This window comes from Hyphomonas sp., assembly GCF_041398465.1.
Classification (GTDB): Bacteria; Pseudomonadota; Alphaproteobacteria; order Caulobacterales; family Hyphomonadaceae; genus Hyphomonas.
Genome location: NZ_JAWKUS010000005.1, coordinates 252,048 through 277,423, shown reverse-complemented (window position 1 = coordinate 277,423; position 25,376 = coordinate 252,048). Strand labels below are relative to the sequence as shown.

Annotated in this window: 19 protein-coding genes, 2 tRNA genes and 1 pseudogene; 7 read left to right on the top strand and 15 right to left on the bottom strand. The window is 58.5% G+C overall.

Annotated elements, in window-relative coordinates; genetic code table 11:
- Window positions 1-19 precede the first annotated feature (19 nt).
- The 5 genes from R3C98_RS16270 to R3C98_RS16250 form a co-directional block, all read right to left on the bottom strand.
- Window positions 20-799 (bottom strand): enoyl-CoA hydratase/isomerase family protein, encoded by a 780-nt coding sequence (locus R3C98_RS16270; RefSeq protein ID WP_371315118.1) that lies wholly within the window; start codon window positions 797-799, stop codon window positions 20-22.
- On the bottom strand, window positions 796-2,220 hold the full coding sequence (locus tag R3C98_RS16265) for an aldehyde dehydrogenase family protein (protein WP_371315117.1): 1,425 nt from the start codon (window positions 2,218-2,220) through the stop codon (window positions 796-798). The genes R3C98_RS16270 and R3C98_RS16265 overlap by 4 nt, the downstream gene beginning before the upstream one ends.
- A 3-nt stretch (window positions 2,221-2,223) precedes the next feature.
- Window positions 2,224-3,816 (bottom strand): FAD-binding oxidoreductase, encoded by a 1,593-nt coding sequence (locus R3C98_RS16260; protein WP_371315116.1) that lies wholly within the window; start codon window positions 3,814-3,816, stop codon window positions 2,224-2,226.
- Between the two features lie 13 nt (window positions 3,817-3,829).
- Complete coding sequence (locus tag R3C98_RS16255; protein ID WP_371315115.1) at window positions 3,830-4,492, bottom strand: hypothetical protein; 663 nt, start codon at window positions 4,490-4,492, stop codon at window positions 3,830-3,832.
- A 62-nt stretch (window positions 4,493-4,554) separates the two neighbouring features.
- Window positions 4,555-5,346 (bottom strand): GntR family transcriptional regulator, encoded by a 792-nt coding sequence (locus tag R3C98_RS16250; protein WP_371315114.1) that lies wholly within the window; start codon window positions 5,344-5,346, stop codon window positions 4,555-4,557.
- Window positions 5,347-5,437: 91 nt separating this feature from the next.
- Between R3C98_RS16250 and R3C98_RS16245 the strand changes: the two genes are divergently transcribed.
- Complete coding sequence (locus R3C98_RS16245; protein WP_371315113.1) at window positions 5,438-6,466, top strand: nitrilase-related carbon-nitrogen hydrolase; 1,029 nt, start codon at window positions 5,438-5,440, stop codon at window positions 6,464-6,466.
- A gap of 290 nt (window positions 6,467-6,756) precedes the next feature.
- On the top strand, window positions 6,757-7,908 hold the full coding sequence (locus tag R3C98_RS16240; RefSeq protein WP_371315112.1) for a nitrilase-related carbon-nitrogen hydrolase: 1,152 nt from the start codon (window positions 6,757-6,759) through the stop codon (window positions 7,906-7,908).
- A gap of 300 nt (window positions 7,909-8,208) precedes the next feature.
- On the opposite strand, the gene R3C98_RS16235 is transcribed toward R3C98_RS16240, so the two are convergent.
- The 3 genes from R3C98_RS16235 to R3C98_RS16225 all read right to left on the bottom strand — a co-directional run bounded on the left by R3C98_RS16235 (window position 8,209) and on the right by R3C98_RS16225 (window position 10,791).
- Window positions 8,209-9,576, bottom strand: coding sequence for a tyrosine-type recombinase/integrase (locus R3C98_RS16235; protein WP_371315111.1), 1,368 nt, complete (start codon window positions 9,574-9,576; stop codon window positions 8,209-8,211).
- A gap of 204 nt (window positions 9,577-9,780) precedes the next feature.
- Window positions 9,781-9,857: transfer RNA gene (locus tag R3C98_RS16230), tRNA-Pro, on the bottom strand.
- 61 nt (window positions 9,858-9,918) lie between these two features.
- Window positions 9,919-10,791 carry an acyl-CoA thioesterase gene (locus R3C98_RS16225; protein ID WP_371315110.1) on the bottom strand — a complete coding sequence of 291 codons (873 nt, stop codon included), beginning with the start codon at window positions 10,789-10,791 and terminating at the stop codon, window positions 9,919-9,921.
- A gap of 188 nt (window positions 10,792-10,979) precedes the next feature.
- Between R3C98_RS16225 and R3C98_RS16220 the strand changes: the two genes are divergently transcribed.
- Complete coding sequence (locus R3C98_RS16220) at window positions 10,980-12,767, top strand: long-chain-acyl-CoA synthetase (RefSeq protein WP_371315109.1); 1,788 nt, start codon at window positions 10,980-10,982, stop codon at window positions 12,765-12,767.
- Here R3C98_RS16220 and R3C98_RS16215 read toward each other — a convergent pair.
- Genes R3C98_RS16215 through proB form a run of 3 tightly spaced genes read right to left on the bottom strand, consistent with a single transcriptional unit; the run spans window position 12,764 to window position 15,824 of the window.
- Window positions 12,764-14,236: a RimK family protein gene (locus R3C98_RS16215; protein WP_371315108.1), complete on the bottom strand. Its 1,473-nt coding sequence runs from the start codon at window positions 14,234-14,236 to the stop codon at window positions 12,764-12,766. The genes R3C98_RS16220 and R3C98_RS16215 overlap by 4 nt on opposite strands.
- A gap of 14 nt (window positions 14,237-14,250) precedes the next feature.
- A complete protein-coding gene (locus R3C98_RS16210; RefSeq protein ID WP_371315107.1) occupies window positions 14,251-14,703 on the bottom strand; it encodes a GNAT family N-acetyltransferase in 453 nt (150 codons plus the stop codon).
- On the bottom strand, window positions 14,700-15,824 hold the full coding sequence (gene proB / locus R3C98_RS16205; protein WP_371315192.1) for a glutamate 5-kinase: 1,125 nt from the start codon (window positions 15,822-15,824) through the stop codon (window positions 14,700-14,702). Before proB ends, R3C98_RS16210 begins: the two co-directional genes overlap by 4 nt.
- Before the next feature lie 92 nt (window positions 15,825-15,916).
- Between proB and R3C98_RS16200 the strand changes: the two genes are divergently transcribed.
- A complete protein-coding gene (locus tag R3C98_RS16200; protein WP_371315106.1) occupies window positions 15,917-16,150 on the top strand; it encodes a hypothetical protein in 234 nt (77 codons plus the stop codon).
- A gap of 3 nt (window positions 16,151-16,153) precedes the next feature.
- Here R3C98_RS16200 and obgE read toward each other — a convergent pair whose 3' ends face one another.
- The 4 genes from obgE to R3C98_RS16180 all read right to left on the bottom strand — a co-directional run bounded on the left by obgE (window position 16,154) and on the right by R3C98_RS16180 (window position 18,779).
- Window positions 16,154-17,200, bottom strand: coding sequence for a GTPase ObgE (obgE, locus tag R3C98_RS16195; RefSeq protein WP_371315105.1), 1,047 nt, complete (start codon window positions 17,198-17,200; stop codon window positions 16,154-16,156).
- Between the two features lie 18 nt (window positions 17,201-17,218).
- Window positions 17,219-17,734, bottom strand: coding sequence for a GNAT family N-acetyltransferase (locus tag R3C98_RS16190; protein WP_371315104.1), 516 nt, complete (start codon window positions 17,732-17,734; stop codon window positions 17,219-17,221).
- Window positions 17,735-17,865: 131 nt separating this feature from the next.
- Complete coding sequence (rpmA, locus tag R3C98_RS16185; protein ID WP_034766490.1) at window positions 17,866-18,135, bottom strand: 50S ribosomal protein L27; 270 nt, start codon at window positions 18,133-18,135, stop codon at window positions 17,866-17,868.
- A gap of 41 nt (window positions 18,136-18,176) precedes the next feature.
- Window positions 18,177-18,779 (bottom strand): 50S ribosomal protein L21, encoded by a 603-nt coding sequence (locus R3C98_RS16180; protein ID WP_371315103.1) that lies wholly within the window; start codon window positions 18,777-18,779, stop codon window positions 18,177-18,179.
- 182 nt (window positions 18,780-18,961) lie between these two features.
- Between R3C98_RS16180 and R3C98_RS16175 the strand changes: the two genes are divergently transcribed.
- The 3 genes and pseudogenes from R3C98_RS16175 (at window position 18,962) to R3C98_RS16165 (ending at window position 25,107) form a co-directional block, all read left to right on the top strand.
- Window positions 18,962-19,051 (top strand) — tRNA-Ser (locus tag R3C98_RS16175).
- A 484-nt stretch (window positions 19,052-19,535) separates the two neighbouring features.
- Window positions 19,536-24,617 carry an ankyrin repeat domain-containing protein gene (locus R3C98_RS16170; RefSeq protein ID WP_371315191.1) on the top strand — a complete coding sequence of 1,694 codons (5,082 nt, stop codon included), beginning with the start codon at window positions 19,536-19,538 and terminating at the stop codon, window positions 24,615-24,617.
- Between the two features lie 151 nt (window positions 24,618-24,768).
- Window positions 24,769-25,107: pseudogene (locus R3C98_RS16165) on the top strand (hypothetical protein).
- The last annotated feature ends 269 nt before the right edge of the window (window positions 25,108-25,376 follow it).

Sequence of the window (25,376 nt, the reverse complement as noted above, 5' to 3'; positions counted from 1 at the left end):
GATCCAGCGCGGTCACCACTTATAACGTAAATTTCGGCGAGCGCTTTTCCAGAAAGGCTTTGTAGCCTTCCATGAAATCCGCATTGGAAAAACCTTCTTGAAACAGCGCGTGGGCTCGGGCGCTGTCATCGCGCCATCCTCCTGTCAGGCCTTGGATCATCTGTTTGGTAGCGCGCACTGACCATTGCGAGACTGTAGAGATTTCCTTGGCCAGTTCACGCGCTTGCGTCAGGGCCTGACCCTTGTCGACCAGCCGATCGATCAGGCCCATTTGCTTTGCTTCATCTGCCAGAATAATCCGGCCCGTGAACAAGATATCCTTTGTCGCTCCCGCTCCGATGGCTGCAAGCAGACGCCGCGTGTCGCTTGCGGAATATACGAGACCAAGCTTTCCCGGCGTGACACCAAATTTCGACCCTTGCGATGCAATTCTCAGATCCGCCGCCATCGCAAGGCTGACGCCGCCGCCGACGCAAGCTCCGTCAATCGCTGCGATCACGGGCTTCGTGCAGGTTTCGACTGCTGTCAGCGCTGCTGCAATCGTCTGCCCGGATTGCTCGGCCCTTTCTGGGGTTGCATAGATTTCCTCGAACTCGGAAATGTCAGCACCCGCCGCAAACGCACCAGCCCCTCCGCCGTGCACCAGTATGACTTTGCATTCCTTGTTCGCCTCGGCCTTGTCGATGAGCCCGGGTATGGCAGACCACATTTCGATCGAGAGTGCGTTGCGTTTGACGGGCTGGTTAAGAACCAGTTCCGCGATCGCGCCGACCTCATCCAGACGTATGGAAGAGGTCAAGATGCATCCTCGGAGAAAGCACTCAACGGAGCGGGTGCACCAGTATTGGCGATCAGGGCTTTGCGCCGCAAGAAGCGCTGGAACCCAGCAGGCCCCATACGCGAACCGCCCATGCCGGACAATTTGAAGCTATGCTTCTCGGCTTCGTGGAACAGACCGGTCAGCGACGCATCGTTTAGACTGACGGCGCCAGCGTCGATCTGCCGGGCAATAGTTTCGGCTTCTTCGAGAGAGCCCGCAAATACTGCCGCCGACAGACCAAATACTGTGTCATTGGCAAGGGCGATCGCTTGCTCTTCGGTTTCATAGGACATCACGGGCATGACCGGGCCAAATGTTTCGTCGTTCATCACTTTCATGTCATGTGTCGCGCCCGCAATCACGGTCGGACGTAGCCAGGTTCCTCCGCCATGTGCTTCGATCTTGCCGCCCGTCAGGACTTCGCCGCCATGATCGACGGCATCGGCAATATGATCGCGCAAAATGTCAGCTTGTTTATCAAAAATAACCGGGCCAATCTCGCCTACGGAAATGTCCGGCCAGTTCAGTCGCGCCGCCTTTGCTTTTGCCGTCAGCTTTTCGAGAAATGCGTCGTGCACGGAAGCCTGCACATAAATCCGCTCGATTGACTGGCAGGCTTGCCCGGTCGAGAGAACCGAACCGCGCAGCGCAGCATCACTTGCCAGTTCGAGGTCAGCGCTGGCGGTAATGATCAAAGGGTCTTTGCCGCCGAGCTCGAGAAAAGCCGGGATCATATTTGCTGCCGCGCGTGCAGCAACCTTTCGCCCGGTCGCAACTGAGCCGGTAAAGCAGATCGCGTCACTGGCATCGATCAATGCCGCACCTGTTTCTCCATCACCCTGAATGAATGTCAGAATTGATGACAGTCCGGCCTCAGCAATGGCGTCCAGCAGCGGCTCCACGAAGCGCGGCGTGACTTCAGACGGTTTGATAATAACCGCACAACCCGCCAGCAGCGCAGGGATTGTGTCGATCATCGACAAGGTCAGGGGGAAATTCCACGGCGAAATCACGCCGACGAGAGAATAAGGGACAAATTGTGGCGCGTGTCGGATCGCAGGATTACTTCGTCCCTGGGTCCAGCCTTCGGGGAGGAGATTTGGGGCCTGTTGGACCCAGCCAGCGATCGCCCCGGTCGCTCCAAGTGTTTCCATGCGCGCAATCCGTCGTCGGCCGGTGTCAATCTCGAGCGCCGTAGAAATTGCGTCTTGGTGTTTCAGGATCGCGTCAGCGAGCGTTTTGAGCTTCTGACTCCGGCCGCCCAAGCCAAGTGCCAGCCAACCGGGCTGGGCACGGCGCATTGCGGCGGCAATTGGTTCAAGATCTGCGGCGTTTACAGCTTTGATCGCGTAATCTAACTGACCGGTGCGCGGATTGCGTGTCTCAAGTGTTCTCGTCATGGTTCAACCAAGCCCCAACGCGCCGGGATTAACGTTTGTGGCTGGGTCAAGGGCGGTCTTGATCGTTTCTAGAAGTGCCCAGCTCGCGGGGTCTCGTCCCGCGCGATAGGGATATGTGCGGCCGATTTGGAAATGCGCCGCGCCATGCTTGCTGAACGTGTCCAGCACGAACTGGCGCGCTTTTGCGACCATCGCCGTGGCGGCAGGATTGGGGGCATAGCGCGGATATTTTGACAATACGCTGGCCTCGACAGCCTGTTCATGGATAGCAAAGATTTCTTCGGGCCAGATGAACACCGGTTCGATAAGATAACCGGTGGTGCCAAGGGTCGTCACCAGCGCGCCGGTCAAAATCTCGTGTCGATCAAGATCAGCACGCATCGCCTCAAAACCATCTTCAAGATCCTTCCAGCAGGCGGGTCCTTGCGACACTGGCACGATGCCGTGGATTGGCACCCACCTTTCGCCGCGCGGGCCGAGCATACTGTTCAATGGACCAAACGGATTGGCGCGGATAATTTTCGGGATCGAGTTCTCGATGACCTTGCCGCCGGCGGCTTCGGCGATGCGGACGAGCATCGCCATTTCCTCTTTCACGCCCGCTGCAGAGCGACCTTCGACGGTTGCGTGCAGCGTATAGGACGCATCATCCATGAAACCTCGCCCCGCCATTGCAACCTTGGCGCCTTCCTTCAGGGCTTTGAGAAATGAGCCCTGCTGTTTCATCACATTGGTCAGCGACTTCGCATCGGAAAGGAAGGAGGCGCGCGCCATGCGGACCTTGGTCAGGTTGGGGTCGAAACCGAAGATCTCGCAGGCAAGGTCTTCTTTTGCCATCGCCGCCATTGCCCGCGCGCAGGCGTCGCGCGTCTCGAACTCAAACGACGACCAGGCTTCATGCTCGGGAGATGGAATAAGGCGCAGTGTGATTTCAGCCTTGTATCCAAGTGTGCCGCCATCGCCGACGAACAAGCCTGTCAGGTCCGGTCCGTAATGACGCCAGAACGGTTTTCCGCCCCTGGTACCCGCCGAACCTGTGCGCACGAGCGTGCCGTCCGCGAGGACGACCGCAACGGACAACACACTGTCGCCGGTTGAGCCGTATTTGCCTGCGCCAAAAAAAGCATTATTTTGTGACAAGCCGCCGCCGATTGTCGATGTCAGACCGGACAGGGGGCCCCAAAATGGCGTGCGCACGCCTTTGGCCTTGAGCGCCGTATGTAAGTCGATCCAGGTGCATCCCGCCTCGACGGTCACGTACATGTCTTCGGTATTGAGTTCGATGATCCGGTTAAGGCCGGACAGGTCGAGTATGCCGACATGCGGACGATCAGGAGCAAATGCTTTTGTGTAAGACATGCCTGCGCCGCGGGGGTTCAGCGCAACGCCATGCGCGTGCGCTGCCTTCACGGCGTCGATCAATTGTTCAACCGTTACAGGGCGGACAACCAGATCGGGGCGGTCTCCCTTTGCCCAGATGTCCTGACTCATCAGGTCGCATGTCGCATCGTCTTGCGCGACCGCCTGCTTGCCCATTTTTTTGATCAGCAAGTCGGCGAGTTCAGCAGTCGCTGAAGGGGAAATCTGGTCAGACATGTTGGTCAGGCTCCTAAAGGGTAGATGGGGTCCAAAGCCCAAGAAGGGCTGCGGAGAGAAGAAAAACCCAGATTGCGATTACCAGAGGACGAGCGCGGTTCAGGGTGTGAGCAAGGCTGGCCTCGGCGCCGGCGGCGTTTGTTCCTGAAAGACCGGCAAGGGCAGGGCCGAGCGGCTTCAGAGTGATCCGGATGTACAGTCCCATCAGGATTGCTGCGGCTAGCAGTATCAGCTTCAGCGAGATAAAAACGGGCAGGATGAGTGCACCCTGCAAGCTGGCGACCCCCGCGCCGAGCAGGGCGAGCGCCAGCACCCAGCGGATAGCGAGATCAACCCGGTTGATGAGACTGTTGGAGCCGTGCGCAAAATGCAGCTTCCATGCAATCGTCAGCCAAACGAGGCCGATTCCTAACGCGAGCCAGCCCCACCACAATGGACCATCGATCCAGCCTTTTGACAGCGCCAGCACAAGTCCTGTCGGCAGAGCCAGAATCAATGCTGTGCGCGGTGCCATGTCGACATCGCCAACGATCTTCGCGGCGAGTAACCGCCGTTCGGGGCTGACGCCCGGTTCAGTGAGAAAGCGACTCGTATAGAACGCGCCAAGGTCTCCACCTAACCAGTAGACGAAGACGAGCACATGCAACAAAGCAAAAATTGTAATATCGAAGCTCAAGAAACATTCCTCCTCACAAAAGATATATCATTTGTGAGGAGAAAAGCGAGAGGCGAAAGCGACTAATTCTCAGTCGTCCAGTCAGCATCAGTCTGCCGGGTCAGGTACATGTGATACTGAAATCGGTCGGCGCGGTAGTGAACCGTGATGTCCTGTATTGGCCGCCCTGTTTTGTCGGTCATGATTCGGTGTATTCGCATCAAGGGGCTACCGGGCGCTACGCCCAGCATGGTCGCGACGGCGGGTTCGGCGGCGGTGGCTGAGATCGTCTGCTCTGCGCCACAAGGGCGGTGCCCGGCTTTTTCAAGCAAAGCGATTAATGTTTCGCTGGCGAGTTCGGACTCGTCATAACCTTCCGCTATATCGTCTGGAATATAGGTGACCAAGTAGGAAAACGGAGCGTCCTCCAGCTTCCGCAAGCGTACAATGCGTTGCACGCGGCTGCCCTTTGGCAGTTTCAGGGTTTCGGCGATGGCAGGGCTTGCAGGGCTGGTCGAACAATCGAGCAATTGAACCTCGGTCTCGAGCCCCATCCGTGTCAGGCCATCTATAAGATTCTCAAAACTGCCACGCACAGTCGGCGCATTGGAATCATAGGTGATGACTGTACCAAGGCCGCGTTGGCGGCGTACCAAACCTGCAGTGGCCAGTTCGTTCAGCGCTCGTTTTACGGTTATTCGCGAAACGCCCAAATCTGCGGCAATGTCCTGCTCGGCTGGCAGCCGGGAGTTGAGGCCGACCGCACCGGAGATAATCTTTTCGCGAATTAAGTCGTAAACCTGCTGGTAGAGCGGCGTGTCGCTGGACTCGTTTAGTTGCTTTGCGGTCAATTTTATTTTTGCGTCTGGGTGCATTTTGAGTAGTGGCCTTTATTGAGTATATCTTTGCTATATCAGGGACGCGCGGTATCTGCGAGAGGCAACCGCCAACTTGAAAGGACCAACCATGGCTAACCATTACACGGCGCTCGCGCTGCAAACCGCATGCCACGCGATCAACCGTCTCGGACCGGAGGCAGCGCGCTCCGCGACGCTTGATAACATTGCTCAGATTGGTCGCCAGATTGTCAATGGTAAGCGTTTTCTTGGCCAGGATCTGAGCCTGGTTGTCCTGCCGGAATACAGCGTGACGGGGTTTCCGTGGGGCGAGGACGCCGAGACCTGGCGGGCCAAAGCTGCCTTTGCGTTTGATGGACCCGAATACGAGGCGTTTGCAAGGATCGCTGCGGAAGCAGACGTCTTCATTGCTGGCAACCATTACGAACAAGACCCGCACTTTCCTGCGCTCTATTTTCAGGCCTCGACGCTGATATCGCCTTCAGGCGAGACTGTGCTGCGCTATCGTCGCCTGATCTCAATGTTCGCACCATCCCCTTTTGACGTTTGGGAGGCGTATCTCGACGCGTACGGAGCGGCGGCGGTGTTTCCTGTCGCCGACACTGCAATTGGCCGTATAGGAGCGATTGCATCTGAGGAAATCCTTTATCCAGAAATAGCGCGCGCGGTAACAAGCCGCGGCGCTGAAGTTCTGGTTCATTCGTCCAGTGAGGTAACCAGTCCCAACCCGACGCCAAAGGCGATCACGCGGCGCGCCCGCGCCGTCGAGAACATGGCCTACATCGTCTCGGCTAACTCCGGCGGCTTGACCGGAATCGACATCCCGCAGAACTCGACTGATGGCGGCTCGGAGATCATTGACTACAAGGGCAATATTCTCGCCAAAGCGGGCCAGGGTGACAGCATCAACGCGATTGCGGAAATCAATCTCGGCTCGGTGCGGGCCTATCGTCGTCGCCCTGGCATGGGCAATCTACTGTCGCGTCATCCGATGGAGCTGTGGGCCAGCGCGTATGCCGATTGCTCAGCGGCTGAACAAAGCGGACTTGGTGATGGCACCACGGCACCATCACGTTCGCACTATGTCGACCGCCAGGCCCGCGTCATTGCGAAGCTGGACAAGGCTGGACTGATCTGACGAGGATCTGCATCCGAAGGATCGGGCACCGCTTTCGCCGGTGGGGCGCAGGTTCGATGCGGCTGCGGTAAGCAAACTCAAAAAATGAGTATTGTCAGCCCCGATTCGGTTCTGGTTTGCGTAGCCAGCAAAATCTGAACCGCGCGTAACCGGGCAAGTACGAGCCATCATGACGCAAGAAGTCCAAATTTTTCAGTCGGCGACCAGGCGACGCGTTCATCTGAGTCTTGACAGATCAGCAGGGGATCGCTTCAGTCGCCAAATGTCCGGACAAAATAGAAGGCCAGATCATGAGCAAGAAATCAGCGGAATCACTAGTCGGTTTCTCGAGACGCGGCGTGCTGGGGGCAGCGGCAGGCGTAGGCTTGGCAGCGACTCTGGCGCAGCAGACAGCCGCAGCATCCGAACAGGAAAAATCGCCCATGACCGTTCGTGGTGACGGTACTTATGACACTGTCCCTCTGGCTAAGGACGCCTTCATGCTCGGTGTCGCGCAGAGTCGCGTGCTGCCCGTCGACCTGAAAAATCTGAAACAATCACGCAAGGCCAACCTCGATCATATGCTCGGTTTGATCGATGCATCGGCGCGCGCATTTGGTCAGCCCGACCTCTTATTTTTCCACGAATTTCCAATTACCGGCTGGGATATGTGGAACCGGTCAGAGGTGCTGCGACTGGCAATCGACATTCCTGGCGATGAGACAGAGGCCATCGGTCGCAAGGCAAAGGAGTACGGCATGTATGTCGTGTTTGGCTCCTATGCGCGTGATCCGGATTGGCCGGGCCACGCCCTGTCAATCACGACCATGATTGGTCCAGATGGAAAAATACTCGCGCGCGATTGGAAGGCGCGCAATGTCAAAGGCCTATTCGGTGGTGGCGTTGAGCTGTTCACGACGACGATCTACGACGTGCTTGACCGGTATATTGAGATGTATGGAATGGATGCAGTTGTTCCGGTCGTTCGTACGCCGATCGGCAACATTTTCACAAGCTCAACCCAGCGCGAACCTGAGTTGTTTCGGGCAGCCTCTCTCAAAGGGGCGGAAGTTATTCTTCGGACAGCGTCCGGCGGGTTTGCGCCTGTCGATATGCAGGCGACCGCGCTCTATAATGGTGTCTATACGGCCGTCTGTAACAATGCTGTCTCTCCGGGCAGTCCATTCTTCGAAGATACCGGGGCAGGCGGTTCTGCCATTTACGGCCCGCAAGGTGAAACGCTGGGCGAAGCGAAAGGTCAGAACGAGACCCTTGTCATGACCCGGATTCCGATTGCGCAGTTCCGTCAGCGCCATCAACAGCCAACGCTCCATAAGGAGCTCTATATGACCGAATACGAGCAGTACGTTCCGCCGTACGCGCCGAACCTGTTTCAGGACTACCAGCCTACCGACTTGAAGGACGCCGCAGCTTTTGTACGCGGTAAGCGGCGCTGGAAGTAGAGGGAACGCGCAGAGACACAGCCCATTTCTTGCGGGTCTGGTTCGCAGCTTTGACGCTATCGACGATTCGGTGGGCAGACCAGTCGCCGAATTATGGACGTCTAATCATTCCCAATGGAACCTGCGGGCGTTCTGATCGAGCGCGATACTTGACGATGTTTTTCTAGCTCGTCCGCCGTGCCAACTGCCGGGCGTGGAGGCACTACATGGATATACAAAGAAATAATATGGATTGGGTGAGGAGAATCGAACTTTGGTCGCCAGCTTGTCGATTTTGCTCCGGCCGTACCAATGTCCCTTTTAGCCTGCCGTCAGGCGTTCCTCGGAATGCTCGATAGCGACATACGGCGAAAGATTACCCACAAGCCGTTCCACTTCGTCACCCCACAACTCCATCGCCTGACGGACATCGCCTATATTCTCTCCCACATCGTAGCGCGTGCGCATCGAGCGGTCGGGCGCGTGGTTGATACACGCCTCGGCAATCACGGGTGACACGCCGAGCTCTCGTACCAAAAGTGTCCGACCGAGGCGCCGGCAGTCGTAGAGTTGGACACCGTCGAGCGGACAAGTCTGGTCGATTTTCCTGGCCTCCCTCACCAATTTTTTCCGGATCCGCATCCAGCGCTGCTTTGGGCCATCGTGACGAATGTGACCATCGCCCGCTTTGTTCGGAAACACCCATGGCAGATTGTGCTTCGAAAGGGCATCGCGGAACAGCGCGCCGGCCTGAGGTGACAGCGGCACCTCGTAAACCTCGTTTGTTTTTGTCTGCCCGGCCGGGATGCGCCACATTTCCATTCCTTGCGTCCAGTCGAATTGCTCCCGTCTTGCAGCGACGATCTCGGCTGGCCTTTGCAAGGTTAGGGCATGCAGCATGATGGCCAGCGCAGAGCCCCAGCCGTGGCGTCCCTCGTCGCGTCGCAGTTCTTCGCTCAATGCATCCCACATGAGCTTCAGCGCTCCGTCTGGCATCTGTGAGCGTTTGTCGGGTGTGTCCTTGAACAGTTTCCGGAAGGTGGCCGGGTTCATCTCTACCAGTTCTTCTTCGATGGCCCAGTTGAACACTGTGCGAATAACGCCCTGGCACTCATTGGCGAGTTTTGCGCCGGGATTGCTGCCTTCCTTGGCACGCGGGTGTTTTGCAGCTTCAGCCTGGATCGACCTCACCAATTCACGGACCTGCGCCCTGGTAATCTGTCGGAATTGTTTCTCGCCCAGTATCGGCAGGATGTGGACCCGGAGGAGCCGTTCGCGTTCATCAAAGGTGCGTTGCTTGATCCGGGGTGGGAATTTCTCGGGTGTCGCCATGAAACGGGAGGAAAGGGCGGCAAACGTGGAGGCCTTTTCTTTCTCGGCCTTTTCTTTTGTGTTTCGTTTGCGGGTGATCAGGTCCGCTTCTCCGAGCGCCATCCGACCCAGTTCTTTCATGGCCATGGCGCGGGCGATTTCGGGCGAGCCGTCATTTGCCGCGATCAGTTTCGCGTCTGTCTTGCTGCCGTCGGGTTTCACGATTTGGAGCTTGTAGGCTGCGCTGCCATTCGGCGTGATGGCCAGGAACAGTTTCGGGACCTCAGTGTCCCAGTGGCGCACCTTTTTCGCCCCGCCATGCGCCCTGATAAGGCGCTGAACATTGGTTTGGGTGAGTTTGAGTCTGTTATTGGCCATGTCTTCCTGCTCTCTTTCGAGTCTGAAGACGGTGGCTTTCAAGCCATGTGCCACCCAAGCCACCTCTGAGCCACCTCAAGAAGTCGGAATTTGTCCGACTTTGTCTTATTTGGCCGCAAAGCAGAAAGGTGCGACTTGCGCGTGGAGGGGCTGGTATTTACAGGGAAATCTCAACAAGTACGGGCGTTTTGCCCGCTGAGAAAATGGTCGGAGCGATAGGATTCGAACCTACGACCCTCTGGTCCCAAACCAGATGCGCTACCAGACTGCGCTACGCTCCGGACTCCCGGTGTAATGATCGCGCCCGCTGGTGCAAGCCCTTTTCGCGGTTGCAAACAGTGATCAGCGCTTTTTTCGGACCGGACGCATCAGGCCTTCCTGGGCGACGCTGGCGACGAGCCGGCCGTCCTGTGAGTAGATCGAGCCGCGGTTGAAGCTGCGCGCACCGCCGGCATAGGGGCTGTCCATGGAATAAAGGTGCCATTCGTCGAATTTGGTCGGCGCATGGAACCACATGGCGTGGTCGAGGCTTGCGGACATCAGCTCCCCGGTCATCCAGGAGACGCCGTGGGGACGATTCCCGGTGCCGAGCAGTGCCATGTCGCTGGCATAGGCCATCAGGCAGTGGTGCAGCCACGGCGCTTCGTCGATCTCGCGAGCGACGCGGAACCAGAGATTCTGCTGGTCGCTGGCCTTTTCCGGCTTCAGCGGGTCCAGCGGATCGATTTCGCGCATCTCGATCGGGCGTGGACGCAGGAAATGGCCGCGATGACGTTCCGGCACTTTCTCAGCGAACTTGCGGCGCCATTCGACGCGGTCGCCCAGCGCATCCGGGCCTTCCACCTCTGGCATGTCATGCTGGTGGTGCCAGCCTTCCTCAACGACCTGGAAGCTGGCAGCGAAGTTGAAGATCTGTTTGCCGTGCTGGATCGCTACCACCCGCCGGGTGGTGAAACTGCCGCCATCGCGGGAATGGTCGACCTGGTAGATGATCGGCACATTCGGGTCGCCCGGGCGGATGAAATAGCAGTGCAGCGAGTGGCATGGCCGGTCTTCCGGCACGGTGCGGTAGGCTGCAACGAGGCTTTGAGCGATGACCTGACCGCCAAAAACGCGCTGACTTTCCTCTTCATCCGGGCTCTGGCCGCGGAAAAGGTCAGTTTCGAGCCGCTCGATATCGAGCAGGGCCAGCAGATCGCCTACCGGATCAGTCATTCGTGTTTGCCTCCCATTGTGCACTGCAGCAGATACAGGACCCCGCCGCAGATGCAATCCCTGCCAGTTTGTTGGGCCTGTTTGCGGGCAAATCGATGAAATTTCAACGATTCCCGAACCGGGACATTCACCCTGTTTCGCTAGAGTGCGTGCAGACGACATTCTGGTGGTGTGTGAGGCGGTTGTCGATGAAGGCCCTGTCAAATCTGCAGCGTGATGCGAAATTCCTGACGGGGGCGCTCAGCCTCCTGAAATGGACGAAGGGCATATCGCCTGACAGCGATTTTCTGGCACCGGATGATTTCGAGCGAGCCGTGGACGAGCACGAGATCCGCATTGCCTTCCGCTTTGAAGGCAAGCTGACCACCTATGCCGAGTTTGACGCCCGCGCGAACCGCTATGCCCACTGGGCGCTGCAGCGGGGCCTGAAGAAAGGCGATGTCGTCGCACTTCTGATGGAGAACCGGCCGGACTATGTTGCCGCGTGGGTTGGCCTGTCGAAGGTCGGCGTGGTGACGGCGCTGATCAACACCAACCTCGATGGTGAGGCGCTGGCTTACAGCCTTAACATTGTGGGCGCGCAGAAGCTGATCACGGGAACAGGGTTTGAGGCCGCTGTCAGAAGCGCCCAGCCATTCCTGGAACAGCCGCTGGACATCTGGTCGTTCAACAGCCCGGTCTTCCGCGATATCCGGGCCGACCTGAAAGACATGCCGACCTACCGGCCGACGCGCCTGCGCCGGGCGGGCCTGAAGGGCAAGGACACCTGCCTTTTCGTTTACACATCCGGCACGACCGGCATGCCGAAGGCGGCGAAGCTGACCCACGCGCGCGTGCGCACGCTCATGCGGAACTTTATCGGCCCGTGCGAGATCACCCCAAAAGACCGGATCTTCGAAGCGCTGCCGCTCTATCACGCGACAGGCGGCGTTTGCGCTGTGGGCGCCGCGCTGATGAGCGGCGCGAGCCTGATCCTGGAGCGCAAATTCTCCGCCAGCCGTTTCTGGGATGAAGCCGCACTGAATGGCGCGACTCTGTTCGTCTATATCGGCGAAATCTGCCGCTACCTGCTGAACCAGCCCGTGCGGCCGGCCGACAAGGCGCACCAGATCCGCGGCGGATTCGGCAATGGTCTGCGCGAGGACGTCTGGGCACGCTTTGCGGACCGTTTCGGCGTGTCTGACTTCAAGGAATTCTACGGTTCGACCGAAGGCAATGTCAGTCTCCTGAATATTGACGGCAGAGTTGGGGCCTGTGGCCGCATCCCGCCTTGGATGAAAAAGCCTTTTGCCCATGTGGCTTTCGTGAAGCCTGACATGGAAACGGAACAGCCGCTGCGCGGCGAAGACGGGTATTGTGTGCGCGCGGGCGTCGATGAAGTTGGCGAAGTGCTCGGCCGTATCGGCGACGATAACCGCACCCGTTTCGAAGGCTATACCGATAAGCGCGATACCGAAGGCAAAGTGCTGCACGATGTCTTCGAGAAAGGTGACATGTGGTTTCGCACGGGTGACCTGATGCGGAAGGACAAGGACGGTTACGTCTATTTCGTTGACCGGATCGGCGACACGTTCCGCTGGAAGGGCGAGAACGTGGCGACCAATGAGGTTGGTGAAGCGTTCTCACACATCCGGGGTGTGGAGACGGCCAATGTTTATGGAATTGCTGTGCCCGGTGCCGATGGCAAGGCGGGCATGGCGGCAATCACGGCGTCGGATGAACTCGATATAGCTGGTCTTCACCAGCTTCTGGCAGAACGCCTGCCGGGATATGCCATTCCCGTCTTCCTTCGCGTACAGAAGGAGCCGGAAACCACCGGCACGTTCAAGTACCGCAAGATCGAACTGGTCAAGGACGGGTTCGACCCGGCGCAGGTGCGAGACCCGCTCTATGTCTACAATGCCGAAGAAGACCGCTACGAGCCGATGACCGAAGAGGTCTACAGGAAAGTCGTGAACGGCGGCCGCCGGTTCTAGGCGATCCGGCCCATGCGCTGCTCCAGGCGTGTGGAGAACCAGGAAATCAGGCGGCGCCAGAGCTCGTCCTTCAGGATGGCTCCTTCGACATCATGGTCGATCGACGGGTTGTCGTTGATCTCGATGATCATCACGCCGCGGTCGGTCTCTTTCAGGTCCACGCCATAGAGGCCTTCGCCGATGAGACGGGCGGAGCGTACGGCGGCATCCACGATGTCCGGCGGGGCATCCTCGACCGCGACGGTCTTGAAGCCGCCTTCGGTCGTCTTGCCGTCCGGGCCATGCTTCACGATCTGCCAGTGGCCCCGCGCCATCTTGTACTGACAGGCATAAAGCGGCTCATCGTTCAGCACGCCGATGCGCCAGTCGAACTTGGTGGGCACGAATTCCTGCGCGATGACGAGCGCCGTCGTCTCGAACATGGCCTTCACGCCATCCTTCAGCTCTTCCAGCGTCTTCGCCTTCACCATGTTCGAACCGAAAGAGCCGTCCGGCGTCTTCAGGACGACGGGGGAGCCGAGCTTGTTGAACACGGCTTCCAGGTCTGACTTCTCGTCAAGGATCTCCGTTTGCGGAATGGGAAGGCCGGCCTTCTCCAGGATTTCCTTGAGATACACCTTGTTCGTGCAGCGGATCATGGAATGCGTGTCGTCGATGACAGGCATGCCTTCCTGCTCGGCCCGGCGGGCAAACTTGTAGGTGTAGTTGTTGATCTGCGTTGTTGCGCGGATGAACAGTGCGTCGAACTCGGCAAGGCTGGTCAGATCCGACGGCTCAATGATCTCGACCTCGACGCCCATCTTGGCAGCGACGTCGGCGAGGCGTTTGATCGAGGCAGGCTTGGATGGGGCGGTGTGTTTCTCGTTCGGGTCTACGAGAACGGCGAGGGCCCATTTGGCCGGTGCCTTGGTCTTCGGTTCGCTGATGCGGCCGCTGGTGTAAGTCTCCATGGCGCGAAGGAAAAAGTCGCGCCGGTCGCCTTTCAGCTTTTGTGGCGGGACCATCCGCACCCGGCCAATGCCATGCGGAGCGTCGGCATCGAACTCGACTTCCAGGGCCGGCACACGGAACCAGTCGGAGACTTCACGGGCGAGCCGTTCATAGCCAGCTGTTTCCGGCTTGGAGAAGGCGACGAAGAGGCTTTCGATCTCCGGCGCGCCTTTGGCGCGGGCTTCACGCAGGCGCTCACCAAGGTCTGGCAGGGCGTGATTGTAGAGGCCCTTGGCCGACAGCTCGACCATGGTCTGAACGCTTGGGCTGACCCGGTGGCCGCGCGCCTCGGCCAGCAGAGAGGCGTAATACCCTTCGGACTGATAGCCATAGGACCGGCAGAGGTTCAGGATATAAGGGCGCCGTCCGGCAAACAGGGCTGGCCGGGTGATGTAGTCGGCGACGCGGAGCACTTTGTGCGGCGTCTCGGCTTGGGAAATATCGTTCGCGTTTTCAACGAGAATGACCCAGTCGGTCATGAATCTGCTTTGCCTCAGAGTTGGATGGGGTGTTCCATCCGGGCTGCTGTTTCCCCGTCCGGATAATAGGACGGTATTTGCGCCATTACGCGGAATCCGTGGCGTTCGTAAAGCCGGATTGCAGTGGCGTTGGACACGCGCACTTCGAGCCTTACCCGGTCGCAGCCCCGCGCGGCGGCATCCGCCTCCCCGGCGGCCATCAGCGCCGAAGCGATGCCTTGTCCGCGATGGCTCGGCGCGACGGTCAGGGAGTAGAGCCGGGCCACTTTTGTCCCTGTGCGGTAGAGGTACACCGCCGCGCCGCAGATTTCGTCTTCTGAAACAGCGACATAAGCCATGGACTGGCCGCGCAGCAGGCGCCGCCACGTGCGGACAGGGAACCGGTCTTCCTCGGGAAAGCTTTGCTCAAGCGCCACAAGGGCGGGAATGTCGGTTTCGGTGGCGGGCCGTATCCGGGCGGCGGTCACGTACGGACCATGTCGTCACGGTGGACGATGGCAGGGCGGCCACGATAGCCGAGAATCGTCTCGGTTTCCTCGCTCTGGCGTCCGGCGATGCGCTGGATATCAGCGGCGGAGTAGGCTGTGACGCCCCGAGCGATGATCTTCCCGTCAGGTCCCTTGACGGCAACGGCGGCGCCCTTGTCGAAATTACCATCCACGCCGGTGACGCCGACGGCCAGCAGGCTGGCGCCATCTTTCAGGGCGCGGGCGGCGCCCTTGTCCACCTTGATGAAGCCTTCCGGCTGCAGGTGTCCGGCGAGCCAGGCCTCGCGGGCGCGGGCCGGGGTCGTGTTGGCGCGGATCAGCGTCGCGCGGGCACCTTCGGAGAGGGCCAGCAGCGGGTGTTCGCGATTGCCGATGGTGATGACGGTGGAACAGCCGGCCGCATGCGCAATGCGCGCTGCGGCGAGCTTGGTGACCATCCCGCCGGAGCCGACGCCGGCCGAGGCGTTGGCCCCGGTCGCCATGGCGTCATGCTCAGGCGTCAACGCGTCCAGCACGTCGATATGGGTGGCGTCCGGGTTGCTGCGCGGGTCGGCTGTGTAGAGGCCGTCAATGTCGGACAGGAGAACCAGGAGGTCCGCTCCCATCATCTGGGCGACGCGGGCGGCGAGCCGGTCATTGTCGCCATAGCGGATCTCTTCGGTGGCGACCGTGTCGTTTTCGTTGATCACGGGGACGACGCCTGCCTCCAACAGGGTTTCCAGCGTCGCGCGGGCGTTCAGCCAGCGGCGGCGGATTTCCGTGTCTGTCGGCGTCAGCAGCGCCTGGCCGACAGTCAGGCCGTAAGGGGCGAAGGCCGAGGCGAGGGCGGCCATCAGGCGCGGCTGGCCGATTGCGGCAGCGGCCTGCTTCTGGTCAAGCCGGGCGGTGCCCGCAGAGCCGACTTCTGCCCGGCCGAGCGCTACCGCGCCGGAGGACACAAGGATCACGTCCTGGCCCCGTGCCCGGCAGGCGGCGATGTCGGCAGCCAGCTTCTCCAGCCAGGCATGCCGGGGGTGTCCATCCTCGGCGATCAGGGCCGATCCGGTCTTTACGACGATGCGTTTGGCGTGTGCGAGGGCGTCAGCGGTCATGGCGCGCAGCGATACATGAGTGCGGGCCTTCCCGGAAGAAAAAAGTCGAGCGTTGACAAGGCGGGTCGTTGCCCCTCAGTGGGACGAAAAGAGAGGTGCCCATGCCGCAGTTCAACATGATCCTGATTTCGCCCGAACAGGCCGCCGGCCACGACGTGCTGGAGCATACGGCGGGCACGCCGCTGCGCGAAGGCGGCGGCGACGAGACCTATCGCTGTGGACGCTGCAAGACGACACTGCTGGTGGATGTGGCTCATCATGATGCGCATGGTGTGATCGTTAAGTGCGGTAAGTGCGGCGCTTTGAATACTGAACCGCACCACCATCATCACTAAGCTTTAAAGCGGCGTCCAGCTGTCGTCCGTGTCCGGATTCTCTTCGGCTTCCAGTTCAGCCTGGATGCCGAGGTGCCGGGCGATCTCGTAGAGTGCCTGCTTCACGCCCTGGCCGGTGACGCCCGAGATGAGCAAGGGCTTGCCTTTGTATTCGGTGGCCAGCTGTTTCGCCTGCTCCTCGACGAGTTCCGGCGTCAGCGCATCGATCTTGTTCAGGCAGACGATCTCCGGCCGCTGGGCGAGTTCTTCGTCATAGGCCTCGAGTTCGCCGCGGATCGTGCGGTAGGCGCCCGCAACATCGTCCTGTGTGCAGTCGATCAGGTGCAGCAGCACCTTGCAGCGCTCCACATGGCCGAGGAAGCGGTGACCGAGGCCTGCGCCGTCAGCCGCGCCTTCGATCAGGCCCGGAATGTCGGCCAACACAAAGCGCGTGCCGGGGCCGAGGTCGACCACGCCGAGGCCAGGGTGAAGCGTCGTGAACGGATAGTCCGCGATCTTGGGATGGGCGGCCGTTACCGCCGACAGGAAGGTCGACTTGCCGGCATTCGGCAGGCCGATCAGGCCGGCATCGGCGATCAGCTTCAGGCGCAGCCATATCCACGCCTCTTCGCCTTCCTCGCCCGGATTGGCGCGGCGCGGGGCCTGGTTGGTCGAAGACTTGAAGCGCATATTGCCCCAGCCGCCATTGCCCCCCTGCGCGAGCAGGACGCGTTGGCCGACTTCGGTCAGGTCCGCAATGAGGGTTTCCTGGTCTTCCTCGAAAATCTGCGTGCCTACGGGCAGTTTGAGAACGACGTCGTCGCCCTTCGCGCCGGTGCGCTGCTTGCCCATGCCGTGGCCGCCGCGCTTTGCCTTGAAGTGCTGCTGGTAGCGGTAATCGATCAGCGTGTTGAGGCCCTCGACCGCTTCGGCCCAGACGTCGCCGCCACGGCCGCCATCGCCGCCATCCGGGCCGCCATATTCGATATACTTCTCACGCCGGAACGACACACAGCCTGAGCCGCCCGTTCCGGATTGAATATACACCTTGGCCTGATCGAGGAACTTCATGATGCTCTCTTAAGTGTATCAGCCGACACGCGCCATGTTGAAATGATCGACGCGCTCGCCGCGGCCCATGCAGAAGATGGGGCGCCGATCGGCCTTCATGAATTTCAACTTTTCCAGCACGCGGCCCGACGCCGGATTATCGACGAGATAGCCGGAGACAAAGCCCTGTTCGCCCCGCTCACGCAGCCAGTCGATCAGTGCGCCTGCAGCTTCGGTCATGACACCGTTACCCCAGGCCGAGGGAGCCAGCCAGTACCCTAGATTGAATGGCATGTTTGCTTGCTTGCGCTCTCCGCTCACGATTCCGATCAGGCGCTTGTCCTTCTCGATTCCCAATACGTGCTTGGTGTTGGTTGCCCGCCCCGCCGGCTGCTTCGCAATCCAGTCTTCCGTTTGTGACACGGTCTGGTGGGCCGGAATGCTGACAACCATTCTGTAGATCTGGGGCTGGTTTACCAGATCCGTGATGGTGGGGGCGTCCTCCAGCCAGATGCGGCGCAAAGTGAGCCTGTCTGTCGTAATGACTGCACTCATGCTGTGACTCCTTCCTGAGTCGTAAGCGGGCAGGGGAGGCATTGAAAAGGGGGAGACAGTGGCCTGCCTCCCCCCGGAAACTGATCGTCTGGTGCGATCCGGCCACGTTCCCGCGGCCGCGCTGTCAGCCGCTATTCTGCTGCTTCCGCCACCGGTACAATGTTTACGTAGACGCGGCCTTTGGCCTTCTTCGCAAACTCGACCTTGCCCTCGGTAAGCGCGAAGAGGGTGTGGTCGCGGCCCATGCCGACGCCTTTGCCCGGCCACTTCTGGGTGCCGCGCTGACGCACGAGGATGTTGCCCGGGATGACGTGCTCGCCACCGAACTTCTTCACACCGAGGTACTTCGGATTTGAATCGCGGCCGTTACGGGACGAACCACCTGATTTCTTATGAGCCATGAGTTGCTCCTGATCCTTTAGCGGAGGGCCTTATACAGGCCTTATGCGTCTTTTGCGAGTTCTTTTGCCTGCTCGACCCAGCCGTCCTTGGCGAAGCGGCCAGCGAGGCTGAGCTGCTCTTCCAGCTCCGCGATCTGGGCGTCAGTCAGGGCAGCGATCTGAGCAAAGGTGGTGATGCCAGCGCCGTTCAGCTTTTTCTCGAGGGCCGGGCCAATGCCGGTCAGCTTCTTGAGGTTGTCGGCTGCGCCTGCGTCAGCTGCCGGGGCGGCGGCTTCAGCCTTCGGGGCCTCTTCCGTCTTGGCGGCGGCTTTTTTCGCCGGCTTCTTGGCGCCATCAGCGCTGATACCGGTGATTTTCACCACGGTCAGGTGCTGTTTGTGGCCAATCGTGCGGCGGTAGGTCTGGCGCTGGCGCTTCTTGCGGGTGATGACTTTATCACCGCGGGTCTGCTCAGCGACTTCGCCGGTTACGGCTGCGCCGGCCACGACGGGCGCGCCAACCGTAACATTTGCGCCTTCGCCCAGCATCAGGACGGTATCGAAGACCACATCCTTGCCAGCTTCGGCATTAAGCTTTTCGACAACAATCGTATCGCCTTCAGCGACTTTGTATTGTTTGCCACCTGTCTTGATGACCGCGAACATGTGGTCTCATCCTTCCGGCATGGAAATAAACGGGATACGCACGGGAGCCGTCACCGGCCCCGCGCCTGAAGCGGGGGGTAAACACTAAAGCGGCACCGCTGTCAAATATCATCTTCAGGCGTTTTCAGGTGGTTGAAATCCGGGCGCAGTCATTATAGGTGACGGCGCTTCAACACCGGCGCGGAGAGGTGCTAGAGTGGTTGAATAGGCTAGTCTCGAAAACTAGTGAACTCGCAAGGGTTCCGAGGGTTCGAATCCCTCTCTCTCCGCCAGCCGCACCCCCAAACAGAGAAAAGTACCTTCGCTTGCGAGCAAAGTCCCACACACAGCGGGCTTTGGCGCCAGGGCTGCGTCTCCGTTTCCGGAACAGGGTAGTTTTTGCGCCCGAAATCTGCCGTCGTCTCCGATCACCAAATGCAACAGGACCCTCAGGCGGGCGTTGTCAAAGGAACCGGGGGTGAGGCGATGATTTCGGGGGCGAGTCTCAGGAAATGAGCCAGAACCAATTCCGCTACTTCCAGGCATCTCCCAGGTATTGTCAGAGGAAATCGATTTTGTAAGATACTTGAATTGGTTTTTTCTTGTCGCCCGTGACTGCGCTGTAATTGCATAGGCCCTATTCGCCTCAAATTGCATTGAGAAGGCGGAAAGAGGCGACCAGATTTCTTCACTATGTCGTGTCGACTTCAAATAGAAAACCAATACGGTAGCACAATGTGCGCGTAGCAATAGTGGAGTGGAGGGACATTGAGTGCCGTGGTGATGCAGCAGGTATTTGTCGCTTCGCCAGGGGATGTGCAACGCGAACGGCAAATTGTTGAGCGGCTAGTTCACGACGTCAGCCTTCTCGCGCAGGTCAATTCTTTCCTCTGGGAGCAAATAGAATTCGATATTGGCTCCGCCCGGAAGATCCAGGAATACATTGCCAGACCGAGCGACGCGGCGGAAAATTTTACAATTGTGTTCTGCATTTTTGGTGAGCGTATCGGGACGCCCCTCCCCAAAGACTATCCGGTACCCGAAGAGATTCGATCCTTTATTGCGGCACATAATTCAAAGCACCCTGAAATGCCCATAATAACGGACGGAACGGATATAGGGGGCATTCCCCTTACCGGGACGCTGTTCGAACTTATCGATGTCCTTCAGGCAGAACAGTCGGGTCTGCGAACACAGCATCTCTATGTCCTGAGGCGCGCGCAGGCGAACGATTCCCAGGAAGAGTCTTGGGAGACCGATGTTGCGGATGGAAAGGAGACTGAAAAGGAAAAACACGTGCGGGCGGTGGACGGTGTCTTCTCGACCCTGCTGCATGGTCACTCCGTCCGAATGTATGATTCCCTGGCCGCTTTCGAGGGGCAGGTTCGGTCCATTCTCGATGTCCGGTTGCCTGCCCGGACACGAAGATCGAACTCACTAGGGCAAGCGTCGTCAAATGCCCAACTCATGCACGATAATATCAATCTGGCCTGTCGTGGTCTTGAGAGATTCGACCGCAAGCACGCGCCCTACTTCTTCGGCCGGAATGACTTTGTCGAAAGCACCTTGTCCGCCCTTTCCGCAGCCCATCTCCAGCCGGATGGCCCGGTACCGGCCCTTCTCGTCACAGGCAGCTCGGGCTCTGGCAAGTCCTCGGTTCTGAATGCGGGGATCGCTGCCAGGCTCCTCGATGTGGAGGACCGCACCGCCGCACGACTGGGCCTGAAGTTTTCAGAAGTCCTGATTGTTCCGGATGAGGAGGGGCTACCCTCCTTTGCATCTGTTCTCGCTTCCCTGGCGATTGCCTTTGGTGTGCTTAGGCCCTTACCGGATGAACTGGCCCAACTGTCGTGGACGAATGCCGAAAAGGCCCTGCCGGACTTTACACGCTGGCTGGACAGCTGCTGCGAAAAAGGAACGGAAACACCTCTCGTTGTTCTGGACCAGTTTGAAGAATTATTGGGTGACGGAAGTCCGAGCCAGTCTATTTTTGCCGTTCATCTTGCTTCGTTCTTGTGTCAGTTGGCGCAGCAACGACGTATCTGGGCCGTGTTCAGCCTGACAGACAATAAAGAGACGTCCAGCAAGTCACTCAAGGAATACTGGGACACACGGGTTGTTCCCGCGCTTTCCTTGAACGGCGTCGCCATAATGGAGCGTCGGCTCGAATCGGTCGCCGACGAGTACGCTCTTTCCGGAATTCTTTTAAACACGGCAAACAGTATCGGAATCGGCGTTCTTCCAGAAGCGGCAAACCAGTTCGGATCAAGCCTGTCGGTACTGATCGACACCCACCAGTCCACCAATGGGACAATGCCGCTTGTTTCAATGCTGGTCGAGAAAACGCTGAATAACTATGCCGAGCGTATCGGAAACAAGTCGGCAAAGAATACTAACCGAAAGCTGCACCCGGATGACATCGCGGATCCGCAGAACCTAATCGAGATAAAGGGAGAAGAGGCATTCGAGGAAATCTCTGCTGAGCTTAACAGCGTGTCGCGTGCTCGCGCCGTTCTTGGGCACCTGATCAGGCGGTTTGTGACGGCAGTAGAGTATAATGACGGCGATACTCAGCGAACTGAATTTGTTCTCAAGGCCGCTTCTCTCGTGGGTACGCATGCGGAGGAAGATGAGATCGAAGCTGTAAGAATCCTTTGTGACTACCGGCTCATGCATAAGGCGGGCGTCAGATCCCACAAGTTCACTCATCGCAGCGTGATCGCTTCATGGCCACGTTTGCGTCAGGAACTGGAACGCCACGCAAGCGATATAGAAGCCAATTTTCGCTTTCGGGATTATTTCGCGCGACGCGAAACAGATTCGGAGTCCCCCGACAGCGAGACAGTGCAGAAATGGTCGCGGCTATATCGGGCGCGTGGCCTCGAAGGCGCTGTCCTTGACACCGATGCCTACCGTGAGCGTCAGAAATGGCTTAGTGAGCTGATGCTGGAAGACGCACTGGAAACTGGAGATCCGGCAGCCTACGCAGCATATGTCGAGGCTGCCATCAAGGCAAAGGATGATGACCTTGCTGCCGACCTGCTGTTTAACGCACTGAAGGACAATCCACGGCGTAGGGATACAAGGCATCGATTCCGTGATGCTTCTGATCCTATTGCCGTCTTCAATGCCAAGTCGACTGAAGGTGCCGGGCTAGCCATCTTAGCATACGAGAATAAGCTTTTCCGTGCATTCGGCCTTTTCCAGAAGTACTCGACGCTCCTCCTCCGGCCGGACTCGTCTGGTAACAGTCTTCTCCATGCTGTCTCGATGAGGGGAGACGTGCGCTATCTGCCTCGCCTACTGAAGCAGGCCGTCCGGATAGACCGGAAGTCGGACTTCCAGGTGCGAACAATAGACCGTGCCAACCAGCTCGGACTGACCCCGCTCATGCTGGCAGCCTGGAATGGCAAACCGCATGTCGTGCAGGCCTTGCTGGAGAGCAAGGCGGAACCAGCAATAGAGATACCATCAACTCGCGAGAACTTTGCCGGGCGCACGGCGGTGCATTTCGCAGCCAGCCATGGCGGTGAGCTTGGGGTTCAGAGCCTGTCTCTTCTGAAGAAGGCTGGGGCTCGGCTGACGGATCTCAGCCAGAGGTCCGAGTTGCCCATTCATTGCGCCGCAAGTGTTGGATGCGACCTGACGCTGCGATGGCTCCTCAACAATTCAGATATCGCCCCCAATGTTGTTGCAACTGCGAGGGCTGCGCTTGAACGTGGAGTTGTTGCAGACACAGCACTTATCAAAGCGGTGCGGGCGAACCGACTTGAGGCGGTACAGCTTCTTCTTGAGTACTCGACCGGGCATCCGGAAGAAATGAGCGAGGCCTTGCGAATTGCAGCTGGACTAGGATTTTCCGGTAGCGTCAGGATATTGCTCCCCAGCCTCGAAAACCCCTTCTCATCAAAGGACAGCGAAGACAGGAGCGCACTCCACCTCGCTGCGCAGTACGGAAGAAATGCTTCGCTGGCGGAACTTGTGAAAGCTCCAACGATTGAGGACGAAATCAACAGGCCCGATATGCAAGGCCGTACGGCCCTGCATCTGGCGTGCCTCTTTGGCCGGCTGGAGTGCATCAGGACGTTGTTGCAGGCCGGTGCGCGAGTGGATCTCGGCGACGAGTATGGTCGGCTTCCCATCGAATACGCGGCATATCGTGGAAATGGGTTTGCGGAACTGGAGTTGAAGGGGGTACATGGAGACGCGGTGCTGGGGGGCGCGCCATTTGAAACCCTTCTCCAGATGCAGGATGAGGCTGGTCTATTCCAGCGCTACGGCGATGATTTGCGTCAATGGGCGCTCTCGCACTCGGCACGCACCGGCCGGCCCGTACTGGCAGACATGCTTGCGAAGGGGCTGACGCGAGCGTTTCGTCTTGTGGGGCCTGCGTGGCATGAACTGGAGGTCCCAGATTGGCTGCGGGTATTGTTCGCGGCGATGTTCGGCAATCACCCCAAAGCCGTTTCGACCCTTTTTAGGGGATTAAGTGATGAGGAATGCCGATTGCTTTGTTCAGAGCCGGTGAACGAGTATCATCAGACCGCGATGCACTATGCCGCCGAAAAGGGGCAGACAGACAATGTCGGGGCGTTGCTGCCATACTCCGATCCGTTCGCAAAAAGAACCGACGGGCAGCCGGAAACGCCAATCCACGCGGCTGCCTATCACGGCCAGCTCGCGGTCCTGGAGTTGATGCACGAGGCGTTTGGGCAAGAACTCTTTCAGTCAACTGATGAAAAAGGAACGCTGTGTGCGTCAGCGGCCGCAGGGGAGGCGTTCCATGTTCTCCATTGGGCAGCACGAGCCGGAGCGGACTTAAACCGGGGGGATGTGTTGGGAAGGGCTCCTGTGCATATTGTTGCCCGAAAAGGGCAGCTCGAAGGAATAAGACGCCTTCATGCTCTCGGAGCGAATATGGAAATTTCGGACATGCATGGCTGGAAGCCTATTCACTTGGCTTTGAGGGAGAAGCAAGAAGATGTATTCGCCTATCTGTACGAGCACACCAGCGCATCGGAGCAGACGCTCGAAGATATTGAGCGTGAGGTGGATTGGCTGCTGTCAAGATGGAAAGATGCAAAGGAAGCACGAAAGGAACAGGAAAAGCTTGATGCCGCCAGGTCTCTTGCGCGCAACAACAGATTGAGGGCGCATCAGATTTTGGAGAATCGGCTGAGGCAAGGGGATTGGTCAGGCGCCATCGAACTATTACAAGCAGGCGGTGATGTATTTGATAATGAATTCGGTCCGTCCATTCTCGAAATGGCAATTGCTGATTGTCGCCCAGATATTTTGGATGTGCTGTGTTTGTATTTCCCGGACATTCTTGACCGGATAGATCTGGGCTATGGTGGTTCGGTGTATCATGTTGCTGTTCGGCACAGATCAGCGCTGGCAATTTCCTATTTTCACAAGCTCGGCGCCTCCCCTGATGGGGTCGATCTACTTGGGCGGGCACCATTGGGGCTAGCTGCCCAGATGTTAGATGAGGATTGTGTTCAACTATTAATAAGAATTACTTCCGATCGTCAGTCTCAAATCAATGCCCTTAGCCAGACCCCGCTACACACTGTTTCGCGGGTCCACACATCAGGCAAACCTGACCTTGCTCGAAGGAAGCGTCGAATACTCCGCTATCTGCTGAAGTTCGGCTATCGCCTCGACAGCCCGGACTTGAACGGAGATACAGCGTTGGACCTGTTGCTTCGCACATCAGACTTGGACGTCTCTGAGCTTTTGTTCAGAGAGCGTATCGGATGGCTCGCGCGGTTCGCCAAGACTCTGCTGTTCTCAATGGTCGATTTATTCTTACTTCTGATGGGGATGGCCGTATTGTACTTAGTAGGATCAACCTGACGGCTGGGCTTTTTCAGCGGAACCGGGCTTGAGGGGTATTGTCAGAGGAACCGGGCCTGGAGGCAGCCAAATTTGGCGTCTAGCCTCGGAGAATGACGAATTCGCCTTCCGCTATTTCAAGATACTTCCCGAGAGTATCCAACTCGCGGTCATGATGAACGTTCGCTTTCCGCTGTCGCTGGACAATGTCGAAGACCTGCTCCACGAGCACGGGATCGATGTCTGCCATGAGAATGCCATGAGCCGGTCCAGCATTGGGTAGACCGTTTCGGCACCCGCGCAATCGTGCCAAAAACTTTCACCGGCCATTCCTCTGACGCGAGGGGCGCTGTCCCGCTTTCGGCGCATGCGAAGTCTTCAGAATTTCGCTTCAATCCATTCGTCAGTGTACAACCACTTCAATCACCAAAGGAATATCGAGAGCAGGGCCAGGTTCAAATCGCTACGCGACGCCGCACTTCTCGAACGGCAGGAGCTTCTAGTAGCCTGAGACCTGCCCGTCCGTTAAAAACGGAGACAGGTTCAAATTCGTCTGACAGCACGATTTTAAATACACCCACAGTTCAGCAAGCTTGACCGCAATACAGGGATGTTGGTGGGCTGCAGTTGTTGCAATCGAACAAGTCGCATTTGGAGTTTCGACTCTGCGCCATTGAATTTCTCCTTTTGAGAGATTCTACTTCAAGTTACACGCCTTTTCGTGCAATCTGCTTTTCTGCAAGTGTGGGAGGTTGCGCTTTGACCGAGACGTCACACGAA